The sequence below is a fragment of the Pseudonocardia cypriaca genome, assembly GCF_006717045.1.
Lineage (GTDB): Bacteria > Actinomycetota > Actinomycetes > Mycobacteriales > Pseudonocardiaceae > Pseudonocardia > Pseudonocardia cypriaca.
In genome coordinates this window covers 2,300,339-2,318,464 of sequence record NZ_VFPH01000002.1, presented here as the reverse complement: position 1 = coordinate 2,318,464, position 18,126 = coordinate 2,300,339, and the positions used below count along the sequence as shown (strand labels likewise).

The following is an 18,126-nucleotide window of genomic DNA, read 5'->3' as shown; positions in this document are numbered from 1 at the left end:
GGAGGATGGCCGGGTGAGTCGCGCACCGATCCAGGACGTCCCGATCGCCGAGCACCCGATCCGGCTCGGCCAGTTCCTGAAGCTGGCCGGGCTCGCCGAGCACGGCGTCCACGCCCGTGAGCTGATCGAGGCGGAGCAGGTGCAGGTCAACGGCCGGCTGGAGACGCGCAGGGGAGCGCAGCTGCGGCCCGGGGACGTCGTGGCGGTCGGCGGGCAGCGGGCCCGGGTGGCTCAACCACCGATCGCCGACACCACCTGATCCTCGATCACGGGCGCCATGGTGGTGGCGTAGGACGCCGTGAGGTGGTTGTCGTCCAGGTAGAGCAGCACGTTGCCGATCTCGGCCGGGCAGCGCGTGTCGTCGCAGACGAGGTCGGCCAGGTCGAGGAAGCTCACGTTCGGCGACACGTCCAGCCGTGCGTACGGCGGGTCGGCCGCGTAGACGGTGTCGCGGTCCATCCCGCAGGGGTCGCCGTCCCGCCCGAGCCTGCGGACGCAGTCCGGCACGTCGTAGGGGAACCGCGGGTTGTCCCGGACGGCGAGCACCGGGAGCCCGAGGTCGTTCAGCCGCCGCCACTGCTCGACGAACCCGGGCGGGGTCTGCTCGGTGAGGCCGCCGCGCACGTCCCGCGTCGCGAGGGTGACCACAGCGTCCGGCCGTAGCTCGGCGATCTTGTCGGCGACCACGGCGTTCCAGGCCAGGCACCCGGCGTCGTTCGGATCCACCTCGGACACCGTCGAGAACGGGCATGCTCCCCGCAGCGCGGTGATGAGCTGCCAGTCGTGCCGCTGCGCGATCGGGACGAGAGCGGCGACGAACTGCTCAAGGTGCGAGTCGCCGACCACGAGGATCCGCCGTTGCGCGGGTGCTGCCACCGGCTGCGTGCAGATGTCGGAGCCGAGGTCGGCGAGCGGGGCGCAGTCCCAGTTCTGGACCCAGACCCAGTCCCCGTACACCGACACCGGCGCCGGCACCAGTGGGGCGGGCTCCGGTTCGCCGTCGACGAGCGCTACCGCCCCTGGGTACTGCGGCCCGCCGAGCCCGTCCGTGGGGATTTCGCGCCGGTCGGCGGCCAGCTGCCAGGCCGCCGCGGCGAGCAGCACCACGGTCACGGCGGCCGCTGTGTACCGGTACGTGCCGCCGTCGCCGATCCGCAGTCGCCGCACCGGGCTCTCGACGAACCGGGACGTGAGCACGGCGAGCACGACCGACACGGCGATCACGGCGAACCCGCCGAGCGGCCCGACCTCGCCCTGGTCGCGGGCCACCATGAAGAGCACGAGCACCGGCCAGTGCCAGAGGTAGAGCGGGTAGCTCACGCCGCCGATGAACTGCACGGGGCGCAGCAGGAGCAGCCGGTGCGCCCCGTAGCGGGACCGCGTGACCCCACCCAGCAGCACCAGCGCGCCGCAGAGCGTCGGCCACAGCGCCGCGTAGCCGGGGAACATCGAGCCCCCGTCCAGCACGAAGCCGCAGGCCACCAGGCCGAGCACGCCCACCCAGCCGAACGCGATGCGCTCGCCGCGCGTCCAGGGGAAGCGGTCGATCCACAGCGCCAGCAGCCCGCCCAGCGCGAACTCCCAGAGGCGCGTGAGCGAGTGGAAGTACGCGAGCGGCTGCTCGGTCGCCGTGAGCGCGACGGAGAACGACAGCGACGCCGCGAATACCCCGAGCAGAGTCGCCGCGAGGTGTGAGTGCAGGCGGTGGGGGGCGCCGCGGACCACGAGCGCCACGAGCGTGACGGCGAGTGGCCACACCAGGAAGAACTGCACCTGGATCGACAGCGACCAGAAGTGCTGCACCACGCTCGTGGTGTTGGTGCGCGCGGTGTAGTCGACGGCGTCGGCGGCCAGCTGCCAGTTCTCCAGGAACAGCGCGCTCGCCACGACCTCGCGCACCGTCTGGGGCCACCGCGTCTCGGGCAGCAGCAACGCGCCTGCGGCGACCGTGGCGAGCAGCACCACCGTCGCCGACGGCAACAGCCTGCGGGCCATCCGGCTCCACGAGGCACGCAGGTCGATCCCGCCGCGCTCGACGGCGCGTGCGAGCTGGCCGGTGAGCAGGAACCCCGAGATCAGGAAGAAGACGTCGACCCCGCCGGAGACCCGCCCGTCGCTGACGTGGTGGACGACGACGAGCGTGACGGCGAGTGCGCGCAGGCCCTGCAGCTCCGGGCGGAACCTGGCAGGTGGGGTGGAGAGGTCGGACCGCCCGGTGCCCGGGAGGCGGTCAGTAACCGACGTAGTTCCCGGCACTGTTGGTGCGGCCGCCGGCCTGGAGCGTCTTCATCCCGTAGTTGTCGATCATGTATCGGATCCCCGCGGTGATGTTCGCGACCGGGTCGGTGATCGGCCGGTTCTTGAGGTCGGGGTGCACGTAGTGCTTGTAGGTGGTCGGGATCGTCTGCATCAAGCCCTGGGACGGGGTGCCGCGGCGCGCGTTCGAGTCCCAGGTGTTGATCGCACGGGGGTTGCCGTTCGACTCCTTCAGCACGATCCGCTTGACGGCCGGGGCGAGCGACTGCGGCAGTTCGAGGATCTGCAGGGCCTGCGCGATCCAGCCGTCGACGCCGCCGCGCTTGATGAGGGCCTCGACCCGCTCGCGCTCGGCCTGCTCGCGGGCCTGGTCGGCGTGCAGCTTGGCCAGGTCGGCGGCCTGCACGACCCGGGCGACGTCGTCCTTGATGGACTCCATGTCCTCGACCAGGTCGACCGGGACGATCGCCGCGGCCGGCCCCAACGAGCCGAGAGTCGTGCTGTTGGCCGCGAGCGCGGCGTCGAAGGGGGCGTCGGCGGCCGCCGACGTGGTGGTGCCGTCCTCCAGCGTCGGGACGATCGCGGTGAAGGCGCCGGTGGCCACGGCGCCGACGGCGGCGGTCGTGGCGATCACGGTGGTGCCGAGCGACGGCCCTGCGTGCGCGGGTCGGTGCGCCGCGTAGTGCCGGCCGGTTCCGGTGGTTCCGGCGGTGCGGGGCGCACGAGCACCACGGGGGGAGCGGTGTCCTGCCACGTAACAGCCCTTCCAGCGCTGGGGAGCGACCCGTTCACGCGCTGCCGGTCGGGGGTCCGGGGGACCGGTGGGGAGTCCGGTCCGGTAGTCGCACGTGATCGGTCGTGACGCTGGGCGAAAGGCTATGGGGTGCAGGGCGCCCCGACAAGCGCAGGGAGTGCAGTTCACCGCAGCTCAGATGCCGTTCGGCGGCTCCGAGCAACCGAGTGCGATGCCCGGATAACGCGATGAACGGTCACCCACTACGACGAACGGACTGCGCCGGGAGGAGGAGGCAGGAGTCGCCGAACTCGTGCCAGCGGTACCGGTGCTCCAAGGCCGCGGCGTAGGCCCTGCTCACCAGCCGCGCTCCGGCGACCGCCTCGAGCAGCAGCAGGTGCGACGCCTGCGGTTCGTGCCACCCGGTGACGAGGCCGTCGACGACGCGGGCGGGTCGGTCGGGCCCCAGCACGAGGTGCGTCCAGCCGTCGCTCGCGGTGACGAACCCGTCCGGTGCGGCGGCCGTCTCGAGCGCTCGCGTCGTCGTGGTGCCGACGGCGACGACCCGCCCGCCCGCCGCTCGGACGGCGTTCACGGCGTCCGCGGTCTCGGGCGGCACGCGGTAGCGCTCCGGCAGCGGCACCTCCCCGGCCTCCAGCGACGACACCCCCGTGTGCAGCACGATCCGGGCCACCCCGACGCCGCGGGCGTGCAGTGCGTTCAGGATCCCGCTCGTGAACGGGCGACCGGCGCTCGGCATCTCGGCGCTGCCGAACTCGCCGTCGGAGCGGGCGAAGACCGTGCGGTAGGCGTCGATGGGCCATCGGCGGTCCACGTAGGAGTAGCGGATCGGCCGCCCGGCCTCGGCCAGCCACGCCCGCAGGCCGCCCGCCACGGGTATGCGCGCGCGCCACAGCCTGCTCCCGGTGGCGACCCGCGGATCGGGGTGCCCGGTGAGCAGGGTGGCCACCACCCCGCACGGCAGTGCGATGCCCTCGCCCGCGACCCCGTCGGCCACCCGCTGCCCGTCCGGGGTCCGCAGCTCGACGACGTGCAGCTGGTCGGGGGCGGGGCCGGACACGTGCACGGTGACCGGCCTGCCGTCGGCGCGGTGGCCGTCGACGGCCGCAGGCTCCGTGTCGGAGGTGTTGACGACCACGAGGTCGCCGCGGCGCAGCACGGAGGGCAGCGCGCGGAAGGTCGTGTGCCGCACCGGGCTGCGCTCGCGGGCGACGAGCAGCCGCACCTCGTCGCGGTCGAGCCCGCGCGCCTCGGGCGGCTCGGCCGCCGAGAGCTCGGGCGGCATGGTGAAGGTGGTCGACGCCGAGCTCACCGCCTGCTCCCGGCGACGAGGTCCGCGCCCCGGTACCGGCCGCTGGGCAGCCGCTCGTCGAGCAGGTGCAGCAGCGACGGCACGACCGTCCCGGGCTCGGGGCGGTCGGAGATGTCCTCGCCGGGGAAGGCGCGCTGGTGCATCGCGGTGCGCATGTCGCCGGGATCGAAGGCGTAGACCCGCAGGTCGGGCTCCTCGACGGCCAGCACGGCGGCGAGGTGGTCGAGCGCGGCCTTGGCTGCGCCGTAGCCACCCCAACCGGCGTACGCATCCACTGCCGCGTCCGAGCTGAGGGTCACGATCGTGCCGGTGGCGGACGCGCGCAGCAGTGGCAGGGCGAGCTGGGTGAGCGCGAGCGGGGCGAGCACGGTGGTCTCGAGAACGCCCCGCAGCGCGTCGAGGGGGTAGCGCTCCAGGGTGGGGAGCGGCGACGGGCCGAGCTCCCCGGCGTTGTGCACGAGGAGGTCGAGGCGCCCCGCGGCGGCCACGAGCTCCTCCCGGAAGGCCGGGTCGGTGACGTCGCCCGCGAGCGGGACGACGCCCGGCAGGGCCGCGGTGGCGGCGTGCAGGCGGTCGGCGTCACGCGCGCACGCGATCACGGTGGTGCCGCGTGCGGCGAGCGAGGCGGTCAGGGCGAGGCCGAAGCCCTGGCCTGCACCGGTGACGATGGCGGTCGCGGAGGTCATGCCTGTACCGTGCGACTTGAAGTCAGGTTCAGGTCAAGGAGGAACGGCGCGGTGGAGACGACGGACCTGCTCACCATCGGCGAGGTGGCGCACCGCAGCGGCTTCCCCCAGTCGGCGCTGCGGTACTACGAGCGCGAGGGCCTGCTCCACACCACGCGCACGTCCGGCGGGCAGCGCCGCTACGAGCGCTCGGTGCTGCGCCGGCTGGCGTTCATCCGCGCGGCGCGGACGATCGGAGTGGGCCTCGACGAGGTGCGCGACGCCCTCGACGAGCTGCCCGAGGGACGTCCCCCGTCGAAGGCCGACTGGTCGCGGGTGTCGAAGAAGTGGCGCGGGCGGCTCGACGAGCAGATCCAGGCCCTCGTCGCGCTGCGGGACGGCCTCGACTCGTGCATCGGCTGCGGATGCCTGTCCCTGAAGCGCTGCCGCCTGTACAACCCGGAGGACCGGGTCTCGGAGCTGGGGCCGGGCGCCCGCCTGCTGCCGCCCATGCTCCGGCGCACCCCGGCCGAGGGGGTCTAGGGCCTGTCCTGCAAGCCCAGGACCACGCTCTTCGCGCCGAGATCGCCCCTGGCGGCGTTGCCGGCACGACCGGGTACGTCCAGTACAACGGCTCGTGCCGGCGCCTTGCCAGGGACGATCTCGATCACGAAGCCCGCGGCCCCGGGCCTACAGGACAGGCCCTAGCCCGTGTCAGCATGGCCACCTTCACGACGCCTGGCGTCATGAAGGTGGCCATGCTGACATCTCAGGAGGAGAGCAGGCGGGGGCGCGCCGACCAGCGCGCCGGGAGCGTCTGGTCCACCCACGCGTGCAGGTCCTCCACCGGCGGGCGGGTGCTGATCGCCGCCTGCTCGTGCTCGGCGAGGAACGCGGTGGTGCGCTCCTCCCAGCCGACACCGAGGCAGGGCACGCCCATCGAGACGGCGAAGACGAGTGCGTGGATGCGCAGGCCGAACAGCGCATCGGCCTCCCCGACCACGGCCTTCGCCAGGGTGGGCTCCAGCTGCGGGCCGAGCACGGGCACCTTGCGCCCGAGCCGCTCGGCCAGCTCGGTGATCAGCACGTCGTCGCGGCGGGCGAGGCCGAGGCCGTAGTCGGCATGGGTGCTGATCGCGAGGCCTGCGACCGCGCCGCCGCGCTCGATCCAGCGGCGGCCGAGGATCTCCGCGGCGTCCTGCAGGGCGTCGACGAGGATCGGATTGGGCAGTGCCTTCGGGGCCACGAGCAGGAGCGGAACCGCCGGGTCCACGCCGGCGGCGGCCAGCGCGCGGCGGGCGTCGGCGGGGGGTGCGGGCTTCAGGCCCATCGCGAGGTCGCCGACGACCGGCGCGACGATCCGGTCGCCGAGCACGGCCGCCGACACCTCGTCGCGCACGCTGATCCGGCCCGGCTTGCGCACCGAGCGCCGCAGCAGGTCCAGGACGCGGTCCGGGGTGCCGGGGTACACGCCGATCGCCAGGTAGGTGATGTCGCGGCCGCGCGCCGTGGCCGCCCACACGATCGCGGGGAGGGCCTTCACCAGGGAGGACGCGCCGGTACCGAACAGGCCGCCGCCCACGACCGCGATCCCGTCGCACCACTTCAGCGCCTTCACGAAGGCGATGCCCTCCATCGGCACCGCGGGCACCCGGTGCAGCGCCTCCACCATCCGCGGGTTGCGGGACACCACGCGCACGTCGGTGTCCTCCGGCAGCTCCTGCAGGGTGCGGGCGAGCATGGCCTCGTCACCCGTGTTGCCGTTGCCGAAGTTCCCGATGATGAGCACCCGGGTCGCGCGCGGCATGGCCGCCTTGGCGTTCTCCTCGGCGGCGTGTCGCCGACCCAGGTCGGCGAGCTGCTGGCGGATCAGGTTGGCGCGGGGGTCCGTCATCGATTCCCTCGGGTCCGTGGCGGCGACTCTGGGTGACCTCCGTTGGTCACTCATCCGCCGAAGCCTACGGCGTGGCCGGGTGCAGTTGTTCAGCACATGCGTCCCGTGCTGATCCCCGTGCCGGCCGTTGATCACCGGCAGTGCCGGGACCAGCGCCGACCGTAGGTGGCTGCCGGACGCGGCGCCGGCCGTCGGCGCGGCGGGGGCCGTGTCCACGATCGGGTGACGGCGGAGTCAGATCGCGACCGCGCGGAGGTACGCGCCGGCGAGGGTGTCGGCGATCTCGTCGACGGAGGGTAGCTCCGCGCCGAGCGTCGTCTCCAGGGTCGGGCGCAGCAGCATGTGCGTGGCGATCGGCCCGAGGAGCAGCTGGACGAGCAGCGGGAACGGGAGCGGCTGCAGCCGCCCGGCCTCGATGTGCGGGGAGAGCAGCGCCCACAGGCTCTTGGACGTCCGGGGGACCATCGCCTTCAGCATCGCGTGGCCGGGACCGCCTGGCCGGCCGCAGGCGTCGGCGAAGATCGCCGGCAGCACCCGCGGCTCCCGCCCGAAGGCGCCGATGATCACGCGGTGGACGGCCCGCAGGAGGTCGCAGAGGTCGCCGGGCGGGTCGGCGGCGAGCGCCTCGAGGTCGGGCAGCGGGCCGTAGCGGTCGAACACGGCGGTGAGCAGGCCGTCGCGCCCGTCGAAGAGGCCGTGCAGGGTGGGCAGGGCGCAGTCGGCCGCCGCGGCGACGGCGTCCAGCGTGGTGGCGCCGAGGCCCTGCTCGGCGATGAGTGACGCGGCGGCCGCGATCGCGCGCTCGCGGGCTGGCGGGCGGCCGCCCGGGTCGATGCCCGCGCGGCGCACGGCGTCGTCGAGCGGGGCCCGGGTGCCGCCGAGCCGCCGCAGCAGCGTGCTGCGCGACATCCCCGCCGCGGCGGCGATCGCCGCGAGCGGGACGTCCGCGACGTCGCGGCGTCGGGCGCGCGCCACCGCCAGCGCCGCGGCCACCAGTTCCCTCTCCACCTGACACACAATACGTGTTGGTGTCTGATGATGTTCCGCATGCGAGGGTGATGTTGTGGCTGCACCCCTGGATCGCTGGCTGGCCCTGGAAGGTCTCGACAACATCCGCGACGTCGGCGGCCTGCCGCTGCGCGGCGGCGGCACCACCCGGAGCGGGGTGCTGCTGCGCAGCGCGTCGTTGCGCTACTGCACACCGTCCGACGTCAAGCACCTCGTCGAGGAGTTCGGGCTGCGGCTCGTGCTCGACCTGCGCACCCGGCGCGAGATCGAGCTGCACGTGAGCCCCACCGCGCTCGCGGACGCGGGCGTGGAGACCGTCGCGTTGAGCTTCATCCCCGAGGAGGGGCGCGAGCTGCCGGAGACCGAGGAGGACGTCGACCCGCTGACCGGCATCTACCTCGGCTACCTCCGCGACCGCGCCGAGAACGTCGTCACGGCCGTGCGGCGGCTCGCCGCGGCCGGCCCGACCCTCGTGCACTGCGCGGCGGGCAAGGACCGCACCGGCGTGTTCGTGGCGCTGGTGCTCGATGCGGTCGGCGTCGAACGCGACGCCGTGGTGGCCGACTACGCGCTGTCCGGGGAACGGATCGAGGCGCTGTTCCGGCGTTGGACCGCGGCCTCCGGCCAGCCGATGCCGGCCGACCTCACCCCGCACCTGCCGCGGGCCGAGGCCATGGCCGCCGTGCTCGACCACCTCGATGCCGAGCACGGCGGCGCGGCGGGCTGGCTGCTCGCCCACGGCCTGGAGGAGGACGCGCTCGCCCGGTTGCGCGAGCGGCTGACCGGCTGAGCTCAGCCGACGATCAGGACGCTGAGGTCCTTCGCGACCGCGGTTCTCAGGGGAGCTCTTCGATCGCGACGGTCGTGTCCAGCTTGCGCAGGGCCGCCGGGTCGCCCGTGACAGCGGGCCAGCCCCGGCGCTTGGCGCTCGCGGCCACCTGGCCGGCCACGATGTCGTGCTGCCCGGACGCGGCCAGCAGCAGCCCGGACTCGTGCGCCGAGGCCGAGCCGAGCTCGTCGATCACGGTGTTGGGCAGGTCGAGCAGCACCTGGAGGGCCGGGTGGTGTTCGGGTTCGAGCATCGACCACGCACGGCCGAGCGCGGCGCTCGGCACGGCCAGCACGATGTTCTCCTCGACCGCCGCCCACACCAGCGCCCGCACGTAGACGGGGCGCCCGATGGCGAAGGCGGCGAGAGCGGTGGCGTCGAGCACCCGCCCGCCGATCATGCGCGCATCAGACGGCGGCGGCCCGGTGCACGAGGCGCAGGGTTCGTCGCGCCTCCGCGAGCTCGTCGGGAGGCGGCGGGCCGCCGTAGAGGTCGGCGAGCGCGGCCAGCGACCGGTCGCGCAGCTGCCGGGCCGACACGGCCTCGGCGATGTAGGAGGAGATGCTCCGCGCCGTCCCGCGCCGCACGGCGTCGCGGGCCTCGGCCACCAGTTCGGCCGGCAGGCTCACCGTCACCCGCTCAGTGCGCATACGCGGAGAGTACCTGGGGAGGCAGGCATCCTCACCCACGGTGCCGGAAGGCGAGCCGGTTACCCGTCGGTATGCCAAGGTGGGGCCGAGGCGTGCGCGCGAGGAGGCCGCGATGGACCTGACGTACACCGCAGCGGAGGAGGAGTTCCGCCGCGAGCTGCGGACGTGGCTGCAGGCGAACATCCCCGAGGAGTGGAGGCGCCCCGGTTTCTGGGAGCTGCTCGACGCGGACGAGAGCTTCCGGCTGCGGCGGGACTGGGAACGCGACAAGGCGGGAGCGGGCTTCGCCGGGATCGCGTGGCCGACCGAGTACGGCGGGCGCGGTGGCACCCCCGGCATGAAGGCGATCTACGACGAGGAGATGGTGCTGGCGAACGCGCCGCGCACCGTCAACGGGCTGGGGCTGACCTTCCTCGCGCCCACCGTCATGGCCATCGGCACCGACGCGCAGAAGAAGGAGATCATCGGGCCGATGCTGCGCAACGAGGTGATCTGGTGCCAGGGCTTCTCCGAGCCGGGCGCCGGTTCCGACCTCGCCGCGGTCGCCACCCGCGGTGTCCGCGACGGCGAGGACTTCGTGGTCAACGGCCAGAAGGTGTGGACCACCAACGCCGTCCACGGCGACAAGATCTTCACGCTGGTCCGCACGGAACCGGGGTCCCAGCGCCACCGGGGCCTCTCCATGCTGCTCATCGACATGCACCAGCCGGGCGTGGACGCCCGACCGCTGAAGCAGATGAGCGGGGCCAGCGAGTTCGGCGAGGTGTTCTTCGACGACGCCCGCGTCCCGGCCACGGAGTGCCTCGGTGAGATCGGCGACGGCTGGCGCACGGCGATGCTGCTGCTCTCGTTCGAGCGCGGGGCGTCCGGGATCGCGCAGTACACCGAGTTCCGCCGGCAGTACGACGAGATCGCAGCCCTGGCCGAGCGGCTGGGCCGCGGCCGCGACCCGGTGCTGCGCGGCAAGCTCGCCCGCGTCCTCACCGAGCTGGAGTGCCTGCGGCTGCACGCGATGCACGTGCTCACCCAGGTCGAGCAGGGCCGCGACCTCGGGTTCGAGGCGTCGATGACGAAGCTGCAGTGGTCGGAGACGTACCAGGACCTCTGGGAGATCTTCGACGACGTCCTCGGCGAGGACGCCACCGCCGACGAGGTCGACGGGGTGGACCTGCGGCCGCTGCACGCGCAGGCGATGTGGTCCCGGTCGGTCACCATCTGGGGCGGTTCGTCCCAGGTGCAGCGCAACATCACGGCCGAGCGCGTGCTCGGCCTGCCGCGGTAGGGAGCGGGTCATGTTCTTCGCACTGACCGAGGACCAGCGCGAGTTCGACGGCGCCGTGCGCGGCTACCTCGCCGACCGGTTCGACGTGGACGCCGTGCGCGCCGTGTTCGAGGACACCGCGGGCGACGGGCACCCGCCATCGCTCTGGAAGGCGGCGGGCGAGCAGGGCTGGCTCGCCGTGCTCGTGCCCGAGGAGCACGATGGCCTCGGCCTGGGGCTCGTCGAGGCGCAGGTGATCGCACGGGCCCTCGGCGCGGGCGTCGCGCCGGGGCCGTGGCGGGGCACGGTGCTGGCGGGCGAGGCCGTGCGGCTCGCCGGTTCGGACGAGCAGAAGGCTTCCTGGCTGCCCCGGTTCGCCACCGGAGAGGCGGTCGGGGCGTTGACGCTGCGCGGCAGCGCGCCGGGGATCCTGCCGGCCGTCGAGTACGGCGGGGTGGCGGACGTCGTGGTGGCGCGCTCCCGTGACGGGCTCGCGTTGGTCACGAACCCGGTCGCGACCCCGCGCGGGTCCTACGACGGCACCACGCGGCTGGCCGACGTCGAGGCAGGCGCGGGGGAGACGCTCCCCGGCGCGACCGCCGATGTGATCGAGGAGATCGCCGCCCGGGCCACCGTGCTGGCCGCCGCCGACCTGGTCGGCGTCGCGCGCGAGGCGATCACCCGCACCGTCGCCTACGACCGCGAGCGCGAGCAGTTCGGCGTGCCCGTCGGGTCGTTCCAGGCGATCAAGCACGCGCTGGCCGACCTGCACGTGGGCGTCACGATGGCCGAGCACGCGGCGCTCTACGCCGCCCACGCCGTCGACGAGCGGCTGCCGGACGCGCCGCTCGCCGTCAGCGTGGCGAAGGCGAAGGCGAGCGACGTGGCGCTGCAGGCCACCGGCGCCATGATCCAGTACCACGGCGGCATCGGCTACACCTGGGAGCACGAGGCGCACTTCTTCTACAAGCGCGCCAAGCGCCTCGCCGCACAGTGGGGCGACGCCGACACCCACCGCGGGAGGATCGCCGACCTCACCCTGCCCTGAGCGAGGACGTCAGGGACTCGGGCGGGAGCGCAGCAGCAGGCGGACCGTGAGCTCCAGCCGCTTCTCGACGTCCTCCGCCGAGGCCCGGCGCGTGACCCAGGCGACCAGGTTGGACAGCCACACGTCGCCGATCACCCGTGCGATCGCCTTGTCCTCGTCGGTGGTCTCCTCCGCGCCCATCGCGTGGGTGAACATCCGCTCGTTCAGCCGGTTGACCTCGAGCACCTCCGCGGCCACCGACGTGTCGGCGAACATGAAGGCCCGGGTCATCGCCTCGGTGAGCTGCGGATCCCGCTGCAGGGCGCGGGTGTTGCCCGCCAGCACGTGCAGCACGCGGTCGGCGGGCGTTGCACCCGGCACCGGGGCGCGTTCCATCCGCTCGAGCGACCGCTCCAGCTCCCGGACGAGGCCGGAGACGAGGAGGTGGATCTTCGAGGGGAAGTAGCGGTACAGGGTGCCGAGGGCGACGTCGGCGCGCTCGGCGACCGCGCGCATCTGCACGGCGTCGAACCCGCCCTGCGAGGCGAGGGCCAGTGTCGCGTCGAGGATGCGCTTGCGGCGCTCCCGCTGGACGGGTGAGCCCGCGGTGCGGCCGGTCGGGCCGCCCGTGCCGAGGGAGGCCCGCCGTGCCGGATCCGTCATCTCTGCTTCGATCCTCTGTCCTCACGCCGGCGTCATCGCAGCTCACCTGTGGGAACCGGTGCTGGCGAGCGTTTTTGAACCGTATCCGCGCGGTGCTCAGCAGGCCACGAGCCGGGCTCAGCCTGTCGGGTGACCGGCGGCTCGCATTGGGGGAACATCCCCGGGTGGTGACGCTCGGCGACCTCATACGTGCCGGTGGTCGGTCTCACGCCGCCAGCAGGGGCCGCACCGGCTGTGGGGTTGCTACGGTCCGCGATCGCGCTCCCCAGCGTCATTTCACCGGCGTCAGCACTGCCCGAATCCCCGAAGGAGGGACGTGACCGCACCCGCCGCTCCCCGGCCTGCGCGCCCGGTCGCCGCCTCGACGTGGAACCTCGTCAAGATCTACGGCCGCGGCGCCGCAGCCGTGCAGGCGCTCAACGGCGTCAGCCTGCAGATCCCCGCCGCCCGCTTCACGGCCATCATGGGGCCGTCCGGTTCCGGCAAGTCCACGCTGATGCACCTGCTCGCAGGCCTCGACACAGCCACGTCGGGCCAGGTCCGGCTCGGCGAGACCGACCTCACCCGATGCTCCGACGCCCATCTCACCGCCCTGCGGCGCGACCGCATCGGGTACGTGTTCCAGAGCTTCAACCTGCTGCCCCAACTGACCGCCGAGCAGAACATCGAGCTGCCCGCGCGGCTGGCGGGGCGGGCCATCGATCCCGGCTGGCGCTCGATGTTGATCGGCATGCTGGGCCTCGGGAATCGAATGAGACACCGCCCGACCGAGCTCTCGGGTGGTCAGCAGCAGCGCGTCGCCGTCGCTCGCGCGCTGCTGGGGCGGCCCGAGGTGGTGTTCGCCGACGAGCCGACCGGCAACCTCGACACCGCGAGTGGGCACGAGCTGCTGGACCTCCTGCGGGGTTCGGTGCGCAACACCGGCCAGACGGTGGTCATGGTCACCCACGACCCGATCGCCGCCTCGTACGCCGACGAGGTCGTCCTGCTCCGCGACGGGCATCTCGCCGGCGTGCTGCCGAACCCGCGGCCGGACACGGTGCTCGCCGCGCTGTCGTCGCTGTCGCGAGCCGGCGGACTCGGCGGCCGCCCCGGCGGGCCGCATGGCGGGCCGCCTCGGCCGCCGGACACGGGCCCGATGCCCGAGCAGCCCTGGGACGGTCCGCCCCCCGGCCGGTTCGCGGGACCGCCGATGCGGCCGGCGGGGGCCTGAGGTGACCGCGTCCGCATCAGCCGTCCTGCTGGCCGAGACGCGCCGCAAGCCGGGCCGGGTCCTGCTCACCGGGCTCGCGATCATCGTCGCGACCGTCTTCGCCGCGGGGACGATGCTGTTCAGCGAGACCCTCCGCGACTACCTCACCGCCGGTGACGTCGTCACGCCGACCGGCGCCGCGGTCGTGGTGCATCCACAGGAGCTCCCCACCCTGGACGGGCCGGAGGCCGCCGCGGACCTCGTCGGGCAGGTCGCCTCGCTCGACGGCGTCGCGACGGCCGTCGGCGTGTGGGACGGGTCCGTCGCGGCCGCCGTGAACGGGACGAGCACCGAGTGGCGCGTCACGTCCGACCCGATGACCGGCCAGCTCTCCCGGCTGGACACACCCGTACGGGGCAGCCTGCCGGACGGGCCCGGTGAGCTCGCGATCAGCGAGGAGACCGCCGAGCAGACCGGGCTCGCTCCGGGCGGGACGGTGACGATCCCCGAGCACTCCGAGGAGCCGGCGCGCACCCTCACGATCACGGCGGTCGTGGACGTTCCCACCTCGGTGGACGGCAACGTGATGATCGCTCTGCCCACCGAGGTGAGGCGGCTCGGTGGCTGGCTCGAGCAGATCGACGTCGCCGCCGCGTCCCGCACCGCCGAGACGGAGTTGGTCGGGCGCGTCGGCAACCTCGTCGGCAACCCGGAAGCGGTCGTGACGGGGGAGGAGCAGCGCACCGTCGAAGGGGAGAGCGCCGCCGACGCCGTGACCGCGGTGCTGGTGGGTGTCGGGGTGTTCGCCGGGCTTGCCGTGGTGTCGGCCGTCGTGGTGGTGGGGTCGACGTTCCGGATCGTGCTCACCCAGCGCCGCACCCAGCTCGCGCTGCTGCGATGTGTCGGGGCACGGAGGAGCCAGCTGATCCGCGCCGTGCTCGCCGAGGCCGTGGTCACCGGGCTGGTCGCTGGTCTGGCCGGGGTCGCCGTGGCGATGCTGGCGGGCTACGGGCTGCTGGCGGCCATGCGGGGGAGCGGGGTGACCGACGTCCCGGAACTGGTGGTCTCCTGGCCCAGGCTCGGCGGCGTGCTGCTGGTCGCGGTGCTGGCCACCGTCGTGGCGGCGCTCGGACCGGCGGTCGCCGCCGCCCGGATCCCCCCGGTGGCCGCGCTCGGCGCCGCGGGCGCGGGCGAGGTCGGCGCGCCGCGGTCGGCGGGAAGGCTCGTGCTCGCGGGGCTGCTGGCGGCCGCCGCAGCGGGGCTGGCCGCGCTCGGGGTGGGCTTCAGCGGGTCGCCGTTCGAGGCCGTGATCACGGTCGCGGCGTCGGGGATGACGGCCTTCGCGGCGGTCATCGCCGCCGGCCCGCTGCTGGTACGGGCGCTCGGCGCCACCGCAGGGCGGGTGGTCGCCGCGATCGGCCGTGGCCCGGGCCGACTGGCGACGGCCAACGCCGCGCAGGTCCCGCGCCGGACCGCGGCCACGATCTCGGTGCTGTCGCTCGGTGTCGGCCTGACCTCGGCACTGCTCGTGGCGCTGGCCGCCGTCCAGTCCGGAGCCGAGCAGAAGATCGCAGAGCTGTTCCCCAGCGCGATCACGGTCAGCGCTGTGGACGCGAGCAGTGCGGAGGCGTTCGCCGCCCGGCTCTCGCGGGACCCGCGGCTGGTGGCGCGCTCCGAGGACGACGTCGTGCTCGTGGACCCGGCGACCGGCGCCGACCTCGCCGCGGTCCAGGCGACCGTCGAGGAGGCGGCGAACGAGGACGGCATGACGGTCGCCGTCGCGGGCGACGCGCGTTCCGAGCTGGAGAACCAGCTGGCGATCGCCAGCATGATCGGGCTGGGCCTGGTCGGGATGACGCTGCTGGTCGCCGTCGTCGGCGTCGGCGTGACCCTGATGCTGTCGGTCACCGAGCGCGTCCGGGAGACCGGTCTGCTGCGGGTGGTCGGCCTGTCCCGGTCCGGTGTCCGGATGATGGTCGCCCTCGAGGCGGGGTTGAGCGGCAGCGGTGCTGCCGTGCTGGGCGTCGTGATCGGCGCGGTCTACGGTGCGCTGGCCGTCGAGGCGCTCGGGCTCGACTACGGGTTGGCGTCGGTGCCGGTGCTGCAGCTCGTCGGGCTCGTGGTCGCGGTCGTGGTGGTCGCGATGCTGGCGGCCGTCGTGCCGGCCGTCCGGGCGGGCCGGGTGTCGCCGATCCGGGCGCTGCAGGAGGCCTAGGAGCGCCCTGAACAACTCAGACCTACTGCGCGGCGCCCAGGCGGCGCCCTCGCAAGGCGGACGATCGCACCGATACAACAGCGGTATCGGCCCGATCGTCCGCCTTGCGACGACACCACCTGGACGCCGCTCGCTACGGCCTGAATTGTTCAGGACCCTCCTAGGGGCAGAGGGCGGACCGATCGGAGGATCGATGCGGAACACCGAGCTCGAGAAGCTGGGCGGTCTCGTCGGCGAATGGACGACAACGCTGTCGGACGCGTGGTTCCTCGAACCGCCGGGCACCGAGGTGCCCGGTAGGACCACCATCGAGTGGCTCGGCGAGTCGTTCCTGGTCGTGCGGACGGAGTTCGGCGGGGGCGGCCACGCGCATTCCGAGATGCGCCTGGTGGTTGGGCGCAGCGACCCGAACGACCGGTTCGTCGCCCTCTACCACGACGACCGCGGCGTCTGCCGCGAGTTCGCCATGACCTTCGACGCCGGGCACTGGACCATGACCCGCGAGGACCCGGACTTCCACCAGCGGTTCACCGGCGACGTCGAGGAGAACCGGATCAGCGGTCGCTGGGAGGCGTCCGAGGACCAGGGCGAGACCTGGCGCAAGGACTTCGACCTCACCTTCGACCGCGCCTGAGCCCTCGACCTCCCGGTGGTCGAGCAGGGCTGCCCTGCTCGACCACCCGTGGCTGTGCGGGGCCTGTCAGCCCTGCTTCTGCCAGCCGATGTTCTCCGGGGAGGTGGAGAAGTACCGCCCGGCGCCGGAGTTCGCGAGTCCGGTCTTCACCGCGTAGATCCCCACCAGGTTCACGGTCGGCATGAACCCGTACGTCGCGAAGGCGGCGGTCTCCGCCTCGGCGGCCTTCGCGTACTGCTCCTCCGGTGTGGGCAGGGTGTTCACCGAGCGGATCAGCGCGTCGTTCTTCGGGTCGTGCACCCCGGACCGGATCAGCTGCGAGTCGGAGCAGTAGAGCTGGCAGATGTAGGCGATGCCGTAGGGGTCGCCCTGCGAGACGCCCGAGTAGAACACGTCGAACTCCCGGCCCGTGACGATCTTCGAGAAGTCCGAGGTCGGGACCTGGCGGATGTCCATCTGGACGCCGACGTTCTTGAGCATCGCCGCCGTGCCGCCCGCCACCGCCTTGCCGACGGCGTTGTCTCCGGTGTTGACGTAGGTGATCTGGAGCCGCTGCCCGTTCTTCTCCCGGATGCCGTCGGCGCCGACGGTCCAGCCGGCGGCGTCGAGGTCGCGCTTGGCCTGCTCGGGGTCGTACCGGATCACCTTGCTGAAGGTGTCGGTGTAGCCCTTCTGGAATGGCAGCAAGTTCATCGAGCCGGCCGGCTCGGCCGAGTAGTTCAGGCCCTGGAAGTGGAACTCGGCGATCTGCCTGCGGTCGATGGACTCCAAGATCGCCTTGCGGACCTGCGGGTCGGACAGGATCGGGCTCTGGCCGTTCAGCGTGAAGAAGTTGAGCTGCAGCGTGGGACCCTTGCGGATCTCGGTGCCCGGCACGCCGGTGACTTGCGCGAGCTGGTCCTTACCGTTGGCGGCGACCGCGTCCAGCTGGCCGTTGCGGAACGCGTTCACGGCGGCGACCGTGTCCATCTGCAGGAACGTGCGGGTGTCGAGCTTGCCCGGCTTGCCCCACCACTTCGGGTTGCGCTCGAAGACGACCGCGCCGTTCTGCGGGTCGAACTTCTGGAGCGTGTACGGCCCCGCCCCCCACTCCGCGTGCGGCGTGTTGACGTAGCCCTGGTTGAACACGGTGGGGTCGAGCGCCTTGGGGTGGATCAGGTTGTTGAACAGGCCCTGCCACCACAGGTTGACGCCTGCGAACGTCACGACGGCCTGCCGGTCGTCCGCGCCACGGGTCACGGAGGTGATCCGGTCGTACCCGTCGGTGCTGGCCGGGAGGTAGGCGGGGTCCGAGCCGTTGCTCGACTTCCAGGCTGCCTCGAACGAGGTCCAGTCGATGGGCGTGCCGTCGTTGTAGGTGGCCTTCGGGTTGATCGTGTAGGTGACCCGGGTGTTCCCGTCGACGGTCTCCTGCTTCACGTCGGTCAGGTAGTCCGGGTTGTACACCGCGTCGCCGTCGGCGGTGAACGTGGTCAGCAGCGGGTTGTACCAGTTCCAGACGTTGCGCGAGTACAAGGTGGTGTCGGTCTGCCAGACGTTCATCTGGGGCGAGATCTCCGGGAGCGCGGTGGTGAGCGTGCCACCGTCGCGGAGGTTCTCGTAGGGCTGCGGGTTGAACGACGACTTGTCGGCCAGCGACTCCGCCGTGTCGACGGGACCGGTGTTCGCAGGCGCGCCGCCACAGGCGGCGAGCACGACCGACAGCACGACGGCCACCCCGGCCGCCGCCGTCCTCTTCATCGAGATCATCACGGTCTTCCCTCGCG

The 18,126-nt window shown here is 73.1% G+C and carries 18 protein-coding genes; 8 read left to right on the top strand and 10 right to left on the bottom strand.

Features of this window, described 5'->3' with window-relative positions:
* Positions 1-13: 13 nt before the first annotated feature.
* A complete protein-coding gene (locus FB388_RS28630; RefSeq protein WP_142105222.1) occupies positions 14-259 on the top strand; it encodes an RNA-binding S4 domain-containing protein in 246 nt (81 codons plus the stop codon).
* Here the strand turns inward: FB388_RS28630 and FB388_RS28625 are convergent.
* The 4 genes from FB388_RS28625 to FB388_RS28610 form a co-directional block, all read right to left on the bottom strand.
* Positions 232-2,256 (bottom strand): acyltransferase family protein, encoded by a 2,025-nt coding sequence (locus tag FB388_RS28625; protein WP_142105221.1) that lies wholly within the window; start codon positions 2,254-2,256, stop codon positions 232-234. The genes FB388_RS28630 and FB388_RS28625 overlap by 28 nt on opposite strands.
* A complete protein-coding gene (locus tag FB388_RS28620) occupies positions 2,231-2,890 on the bottom strand; it encodes a transglycosylase SLT domain-containing protein (protein WP_142105220.1) in 660 nt (219 codons plus the stop codon). Before FB388_RS28620 ends, FB388_RS28625 begins: the two co-directional genes overlap by 26 nt.
* A gap of 355 nt (positions 2,891-3,245) precedes the next feature.
* Positions 3,246-4,322, bottom strand: coding sequence for an S-adenosylmethionine:tRNA ribosyltransferase-isomerase (locus FB388_RS28615; protein ID WP_246122474.1), 1,077 nt, complete (start codon positions 4,320-4,322; stop codon positions 3,246-3,248).
* Positions 4,319-5,008: an SDR family NAD(P)-dependent oxidoreductase gene (locus FB388_RS28610; protein WP_142105219.1), complete on the bottom strand. Its 690-nt coding sequence runs from the start codon at positions 5,006-5,008 to the stop codon at positions 4,319-4,321. The genes FB388_RS28615 and FB388_RS28610 overlap by 4 nt, the downstream gene beginning before the upstream one ends.
* Positions 5,009-5,059: 51 nt before the next feature.
* On the opposite strand from FB388_RS28610, the gene soxR reads away from it, so the two are divergent.
* Entirely contained in the window at positions 5,060-5,530 is a 471-nt protein-coding gene (gene soxR, locus FB388_RS28605) for a redox-sensitive transcriptional activator SoxR (RefSeq protein WP_142105218.1), read from the top strand.
* A gap of 226 nt (positions 5,531-5,756) precedes the next feature.
* On the opposite strand, the gene FB388_RS28600 is transcribed toward soxR, so the two are convergent.
* Positions 5,757-6,881: a polysaccharide pyruvyl transferase family protein gene (locus FB388_RS28600; protein WP_170225869.1), complete on the bottom strand. Its 1,125-nt coding sequence runs from the start codon at positions 6,879-6,881 to the stop codon at positions 5,757-5,759.
* A 234-nt stretch (positions 6,882-7,115) separates the two neighbouring features.
* Positions 7,116-7,889, bottom strand: a complete 774-nt coding sequence (locus tag FB388_RS28595) for a TetR family transcriptional regulator (RefSeq protein WP_246122473.1) — start codon at positions 7,887-7,889, stop codon at positions 7,116-7,118.
* A gap of 55 nt (positions 7,890-7,944) precedes the next feature.
* Here FB388_RS28595 and FB388_RS28590 point away from each other — a divergent pair, with 55 nt between their 5' ends.
* Entirely contained in the window at positions 7,945-8,679 is a 735-nt protein-coding gene (locus tag FB388_RS28590; RefSeq protein ID WP_170225867.1) for a tyrosine-protein phosphatase, read from the top strand.
* A 46-nt stretch (positions 8,680-8,725) separates the two neighbouring features.
* On the opposite strand, the gene FB388_RS28585 is transcribed toward FB388_RS28590, so the two are convergent.
* Both FB388_RS28585 and FB388_RS28580 read right to left on the bottom strand, forming a co-directional pair.
* Positions 8,726-9,118 (bottom strand): hypothetical protein, encoded by a 393-nt coding sequence (locus FB388_RS28585; RefSeq protein ID WP_142105216.1) that lies wholly within the window; start codon positions 9,116-9,118, stop codon positions 8,726-8,728.
* Positions 9,119-9,125: 7 nt separating this feature from the next.
* Positions 9,126-9,368, bottom strand: a complete 243-nt coding sequence (locus FB388_RS28580) for a hypothetical protein (RefSeq protein WP_142105215.1) — start codon at positions 9,366-9,368, stop codon at positions 9,126-9,128.
* 112 nt (positions 9,369-9,480) lie between these two features.
* On the opposite strand from FB388_RS28580, the gene FB388_RS28575 reads away from it, so the two are divergent.
* Positions 9,481-10,650 carry an acyl-CoA dehydrogenase family protein gene (locus tag FB388_RS28575; protein ID WP_142105214.1) on the top strand — a complete coding sequence of 390 codons (1,170 nt, stop codon included), beginning with the start codon at positions 9,481-9,483 and terminating at the stop codon, positions 10,648-10,650.
* Positions 10,651-10,660: 10 nt separating this feature from the next.
* A complete protein-coding gene (locus FB388_RS28570; protein ID WP_142105213.1) occupies positions 10,661-11,677 on the top strand; it encodes an acyl-CoA dehydrogenase family protein in 1,017 nt (338 codons plus the stop codon).
* Between the two features lie 9 nt (positions 11,678-11,686).
* On the opposite strand, the gene kstR is transcribed toward FB388_RS28570, so the two are convergent.
* Positions 11,687-12,319, bottom strand: coding sequence for a cholesterol catabolism transcriptional regulator KstR (gene kstR / locus FB388_RS28565; protein WP_142105212.1), 633 nt, complete (start codon positions 12,317-12,319; stop codon positions 11,687-11,689).
* 316 nt (positions 12,320-12,635) lie between these two features.
* Between kstR and FB388_RS28560 the strand changes: the two genes are divergently transcribed.
* The 3 genes from FB388_RS28560 (at position 12,636) to FB388_RS28550 (ending at position 16,360) form a co-directional block, all read left to right on the top strand.
* On the top strand, positions 12,636-13,532 hold the full coding sequence (locus tag FB388_RS28560) for an ABC transporter ATP-binding protein (protein WP_142105211.1): 897 nt from the start codon (positions 12,636-12,638) through the stop codon (positions 13,530-13,532).
* A gap of 1 nt (position 13,533) precedes the next feature.
* The gene (locus FB388_RS28555; RefSeq protein ID WP_142105210.1) at positions 13,534-15,726 is read left to right on the top strand and encodes an FtsX-like permease family protein; all 2,193 of its coding nucleotides are present in this window, start codon (positions 13,534-13,536) and stop codon (positions 15,724-15,726) included.
* Between the two features lie 193 nt (positions 15,727-15,919).
* On the top strand, positions 15,920-16,360 hold the full coding sequence (locus FB388_RS28550; protein WP_142105209.1) for a hypothetical protein: 441 nt from the start codon (positions 15,920-15,922) through the stop codon (positions 16,358-16,360).
* 66 nt (positions 16,361-16,426) lie between these two features.
* On the opposite strand, the gene FB388_RS28545 is transcribed toward FB388_RS28550, so the two are convergent.
* Positions 16,427-18,100: an ABC transporter family substrate-binding protein gene (locus FB388_RS28545; protein ID WP_142105208.1), complete on the bottom strand. Its 1,674-nt coding sequence runs from the start codon at positions 18,098-18,100 to the stop codon at positions 16,427-16,429.
* Positions 18,101-18,126: the final 26 nt, after the last annotated feature.

Coding starts and splice junctions, on each gene's coding strand:
- FB388_RS28585 (WP_142105216.1), bottom strand. CDS start 9,118: ATGATCGGCGGGCGGGTGCTCGACGCCACCGCTCTCGCCGCCTTCGCC.
- FB388_RS28570 (WP_142105213.1), top strand. CDS start 10,661: ATGTTCTTCGCACTGACCGAGGACCAGCGCGAGTTCGACGGCGCCGTG.
- kstR (WP_142105212.1), bottom strand. CDS start 12,319: ATGACGGATCCGGCACGGCGGGCCTCCCTCGGCACGGGCGGCCCGACC.
- FB388_RS28545 (WP_142105208.1), bottom strand. CDS start 18,100: ATGAAGAGGACGGCGGCGGCCGGGGTGGCCGTCGTGCTGTCGGTCGTG.
- FB388_RS28610 (WP_142105219.1), bottom strand. CDS start 5,008: ATGACCTCCGCGACCGCCATCGTCACCGGTGCAGGCCAGGGCTTCGGC.
- FB388_RS28580 (WP_142105215.1), bottom strand. CDS start 9,368: ATGCGCACTGAGCGGGTGACGGTGAGCCTGCCGGCCGAACTGGTGGCC.
- FB388_RS28575 (WP_142105214.1), top strand. CDS start 9,481: ATGGACCTGACGTACACCGCAGCGGAGGAGGAGTTCCGCCGCGAGCTG.
- FB388_RS28550 (WP_142105209.1), top strand. CDS start 15,920: ATGCGGAACACCGAGCTCGAGAAGCTGGGCGGTCTCGTCGGCGAATGG.
- FB388_RS28600 (WP_170225869.1), bottom strand. CDS start 6,881: ATGACGGACCCCCGCGCCAACCTGATCCGCCAGCAGCTCGCCGACCTG.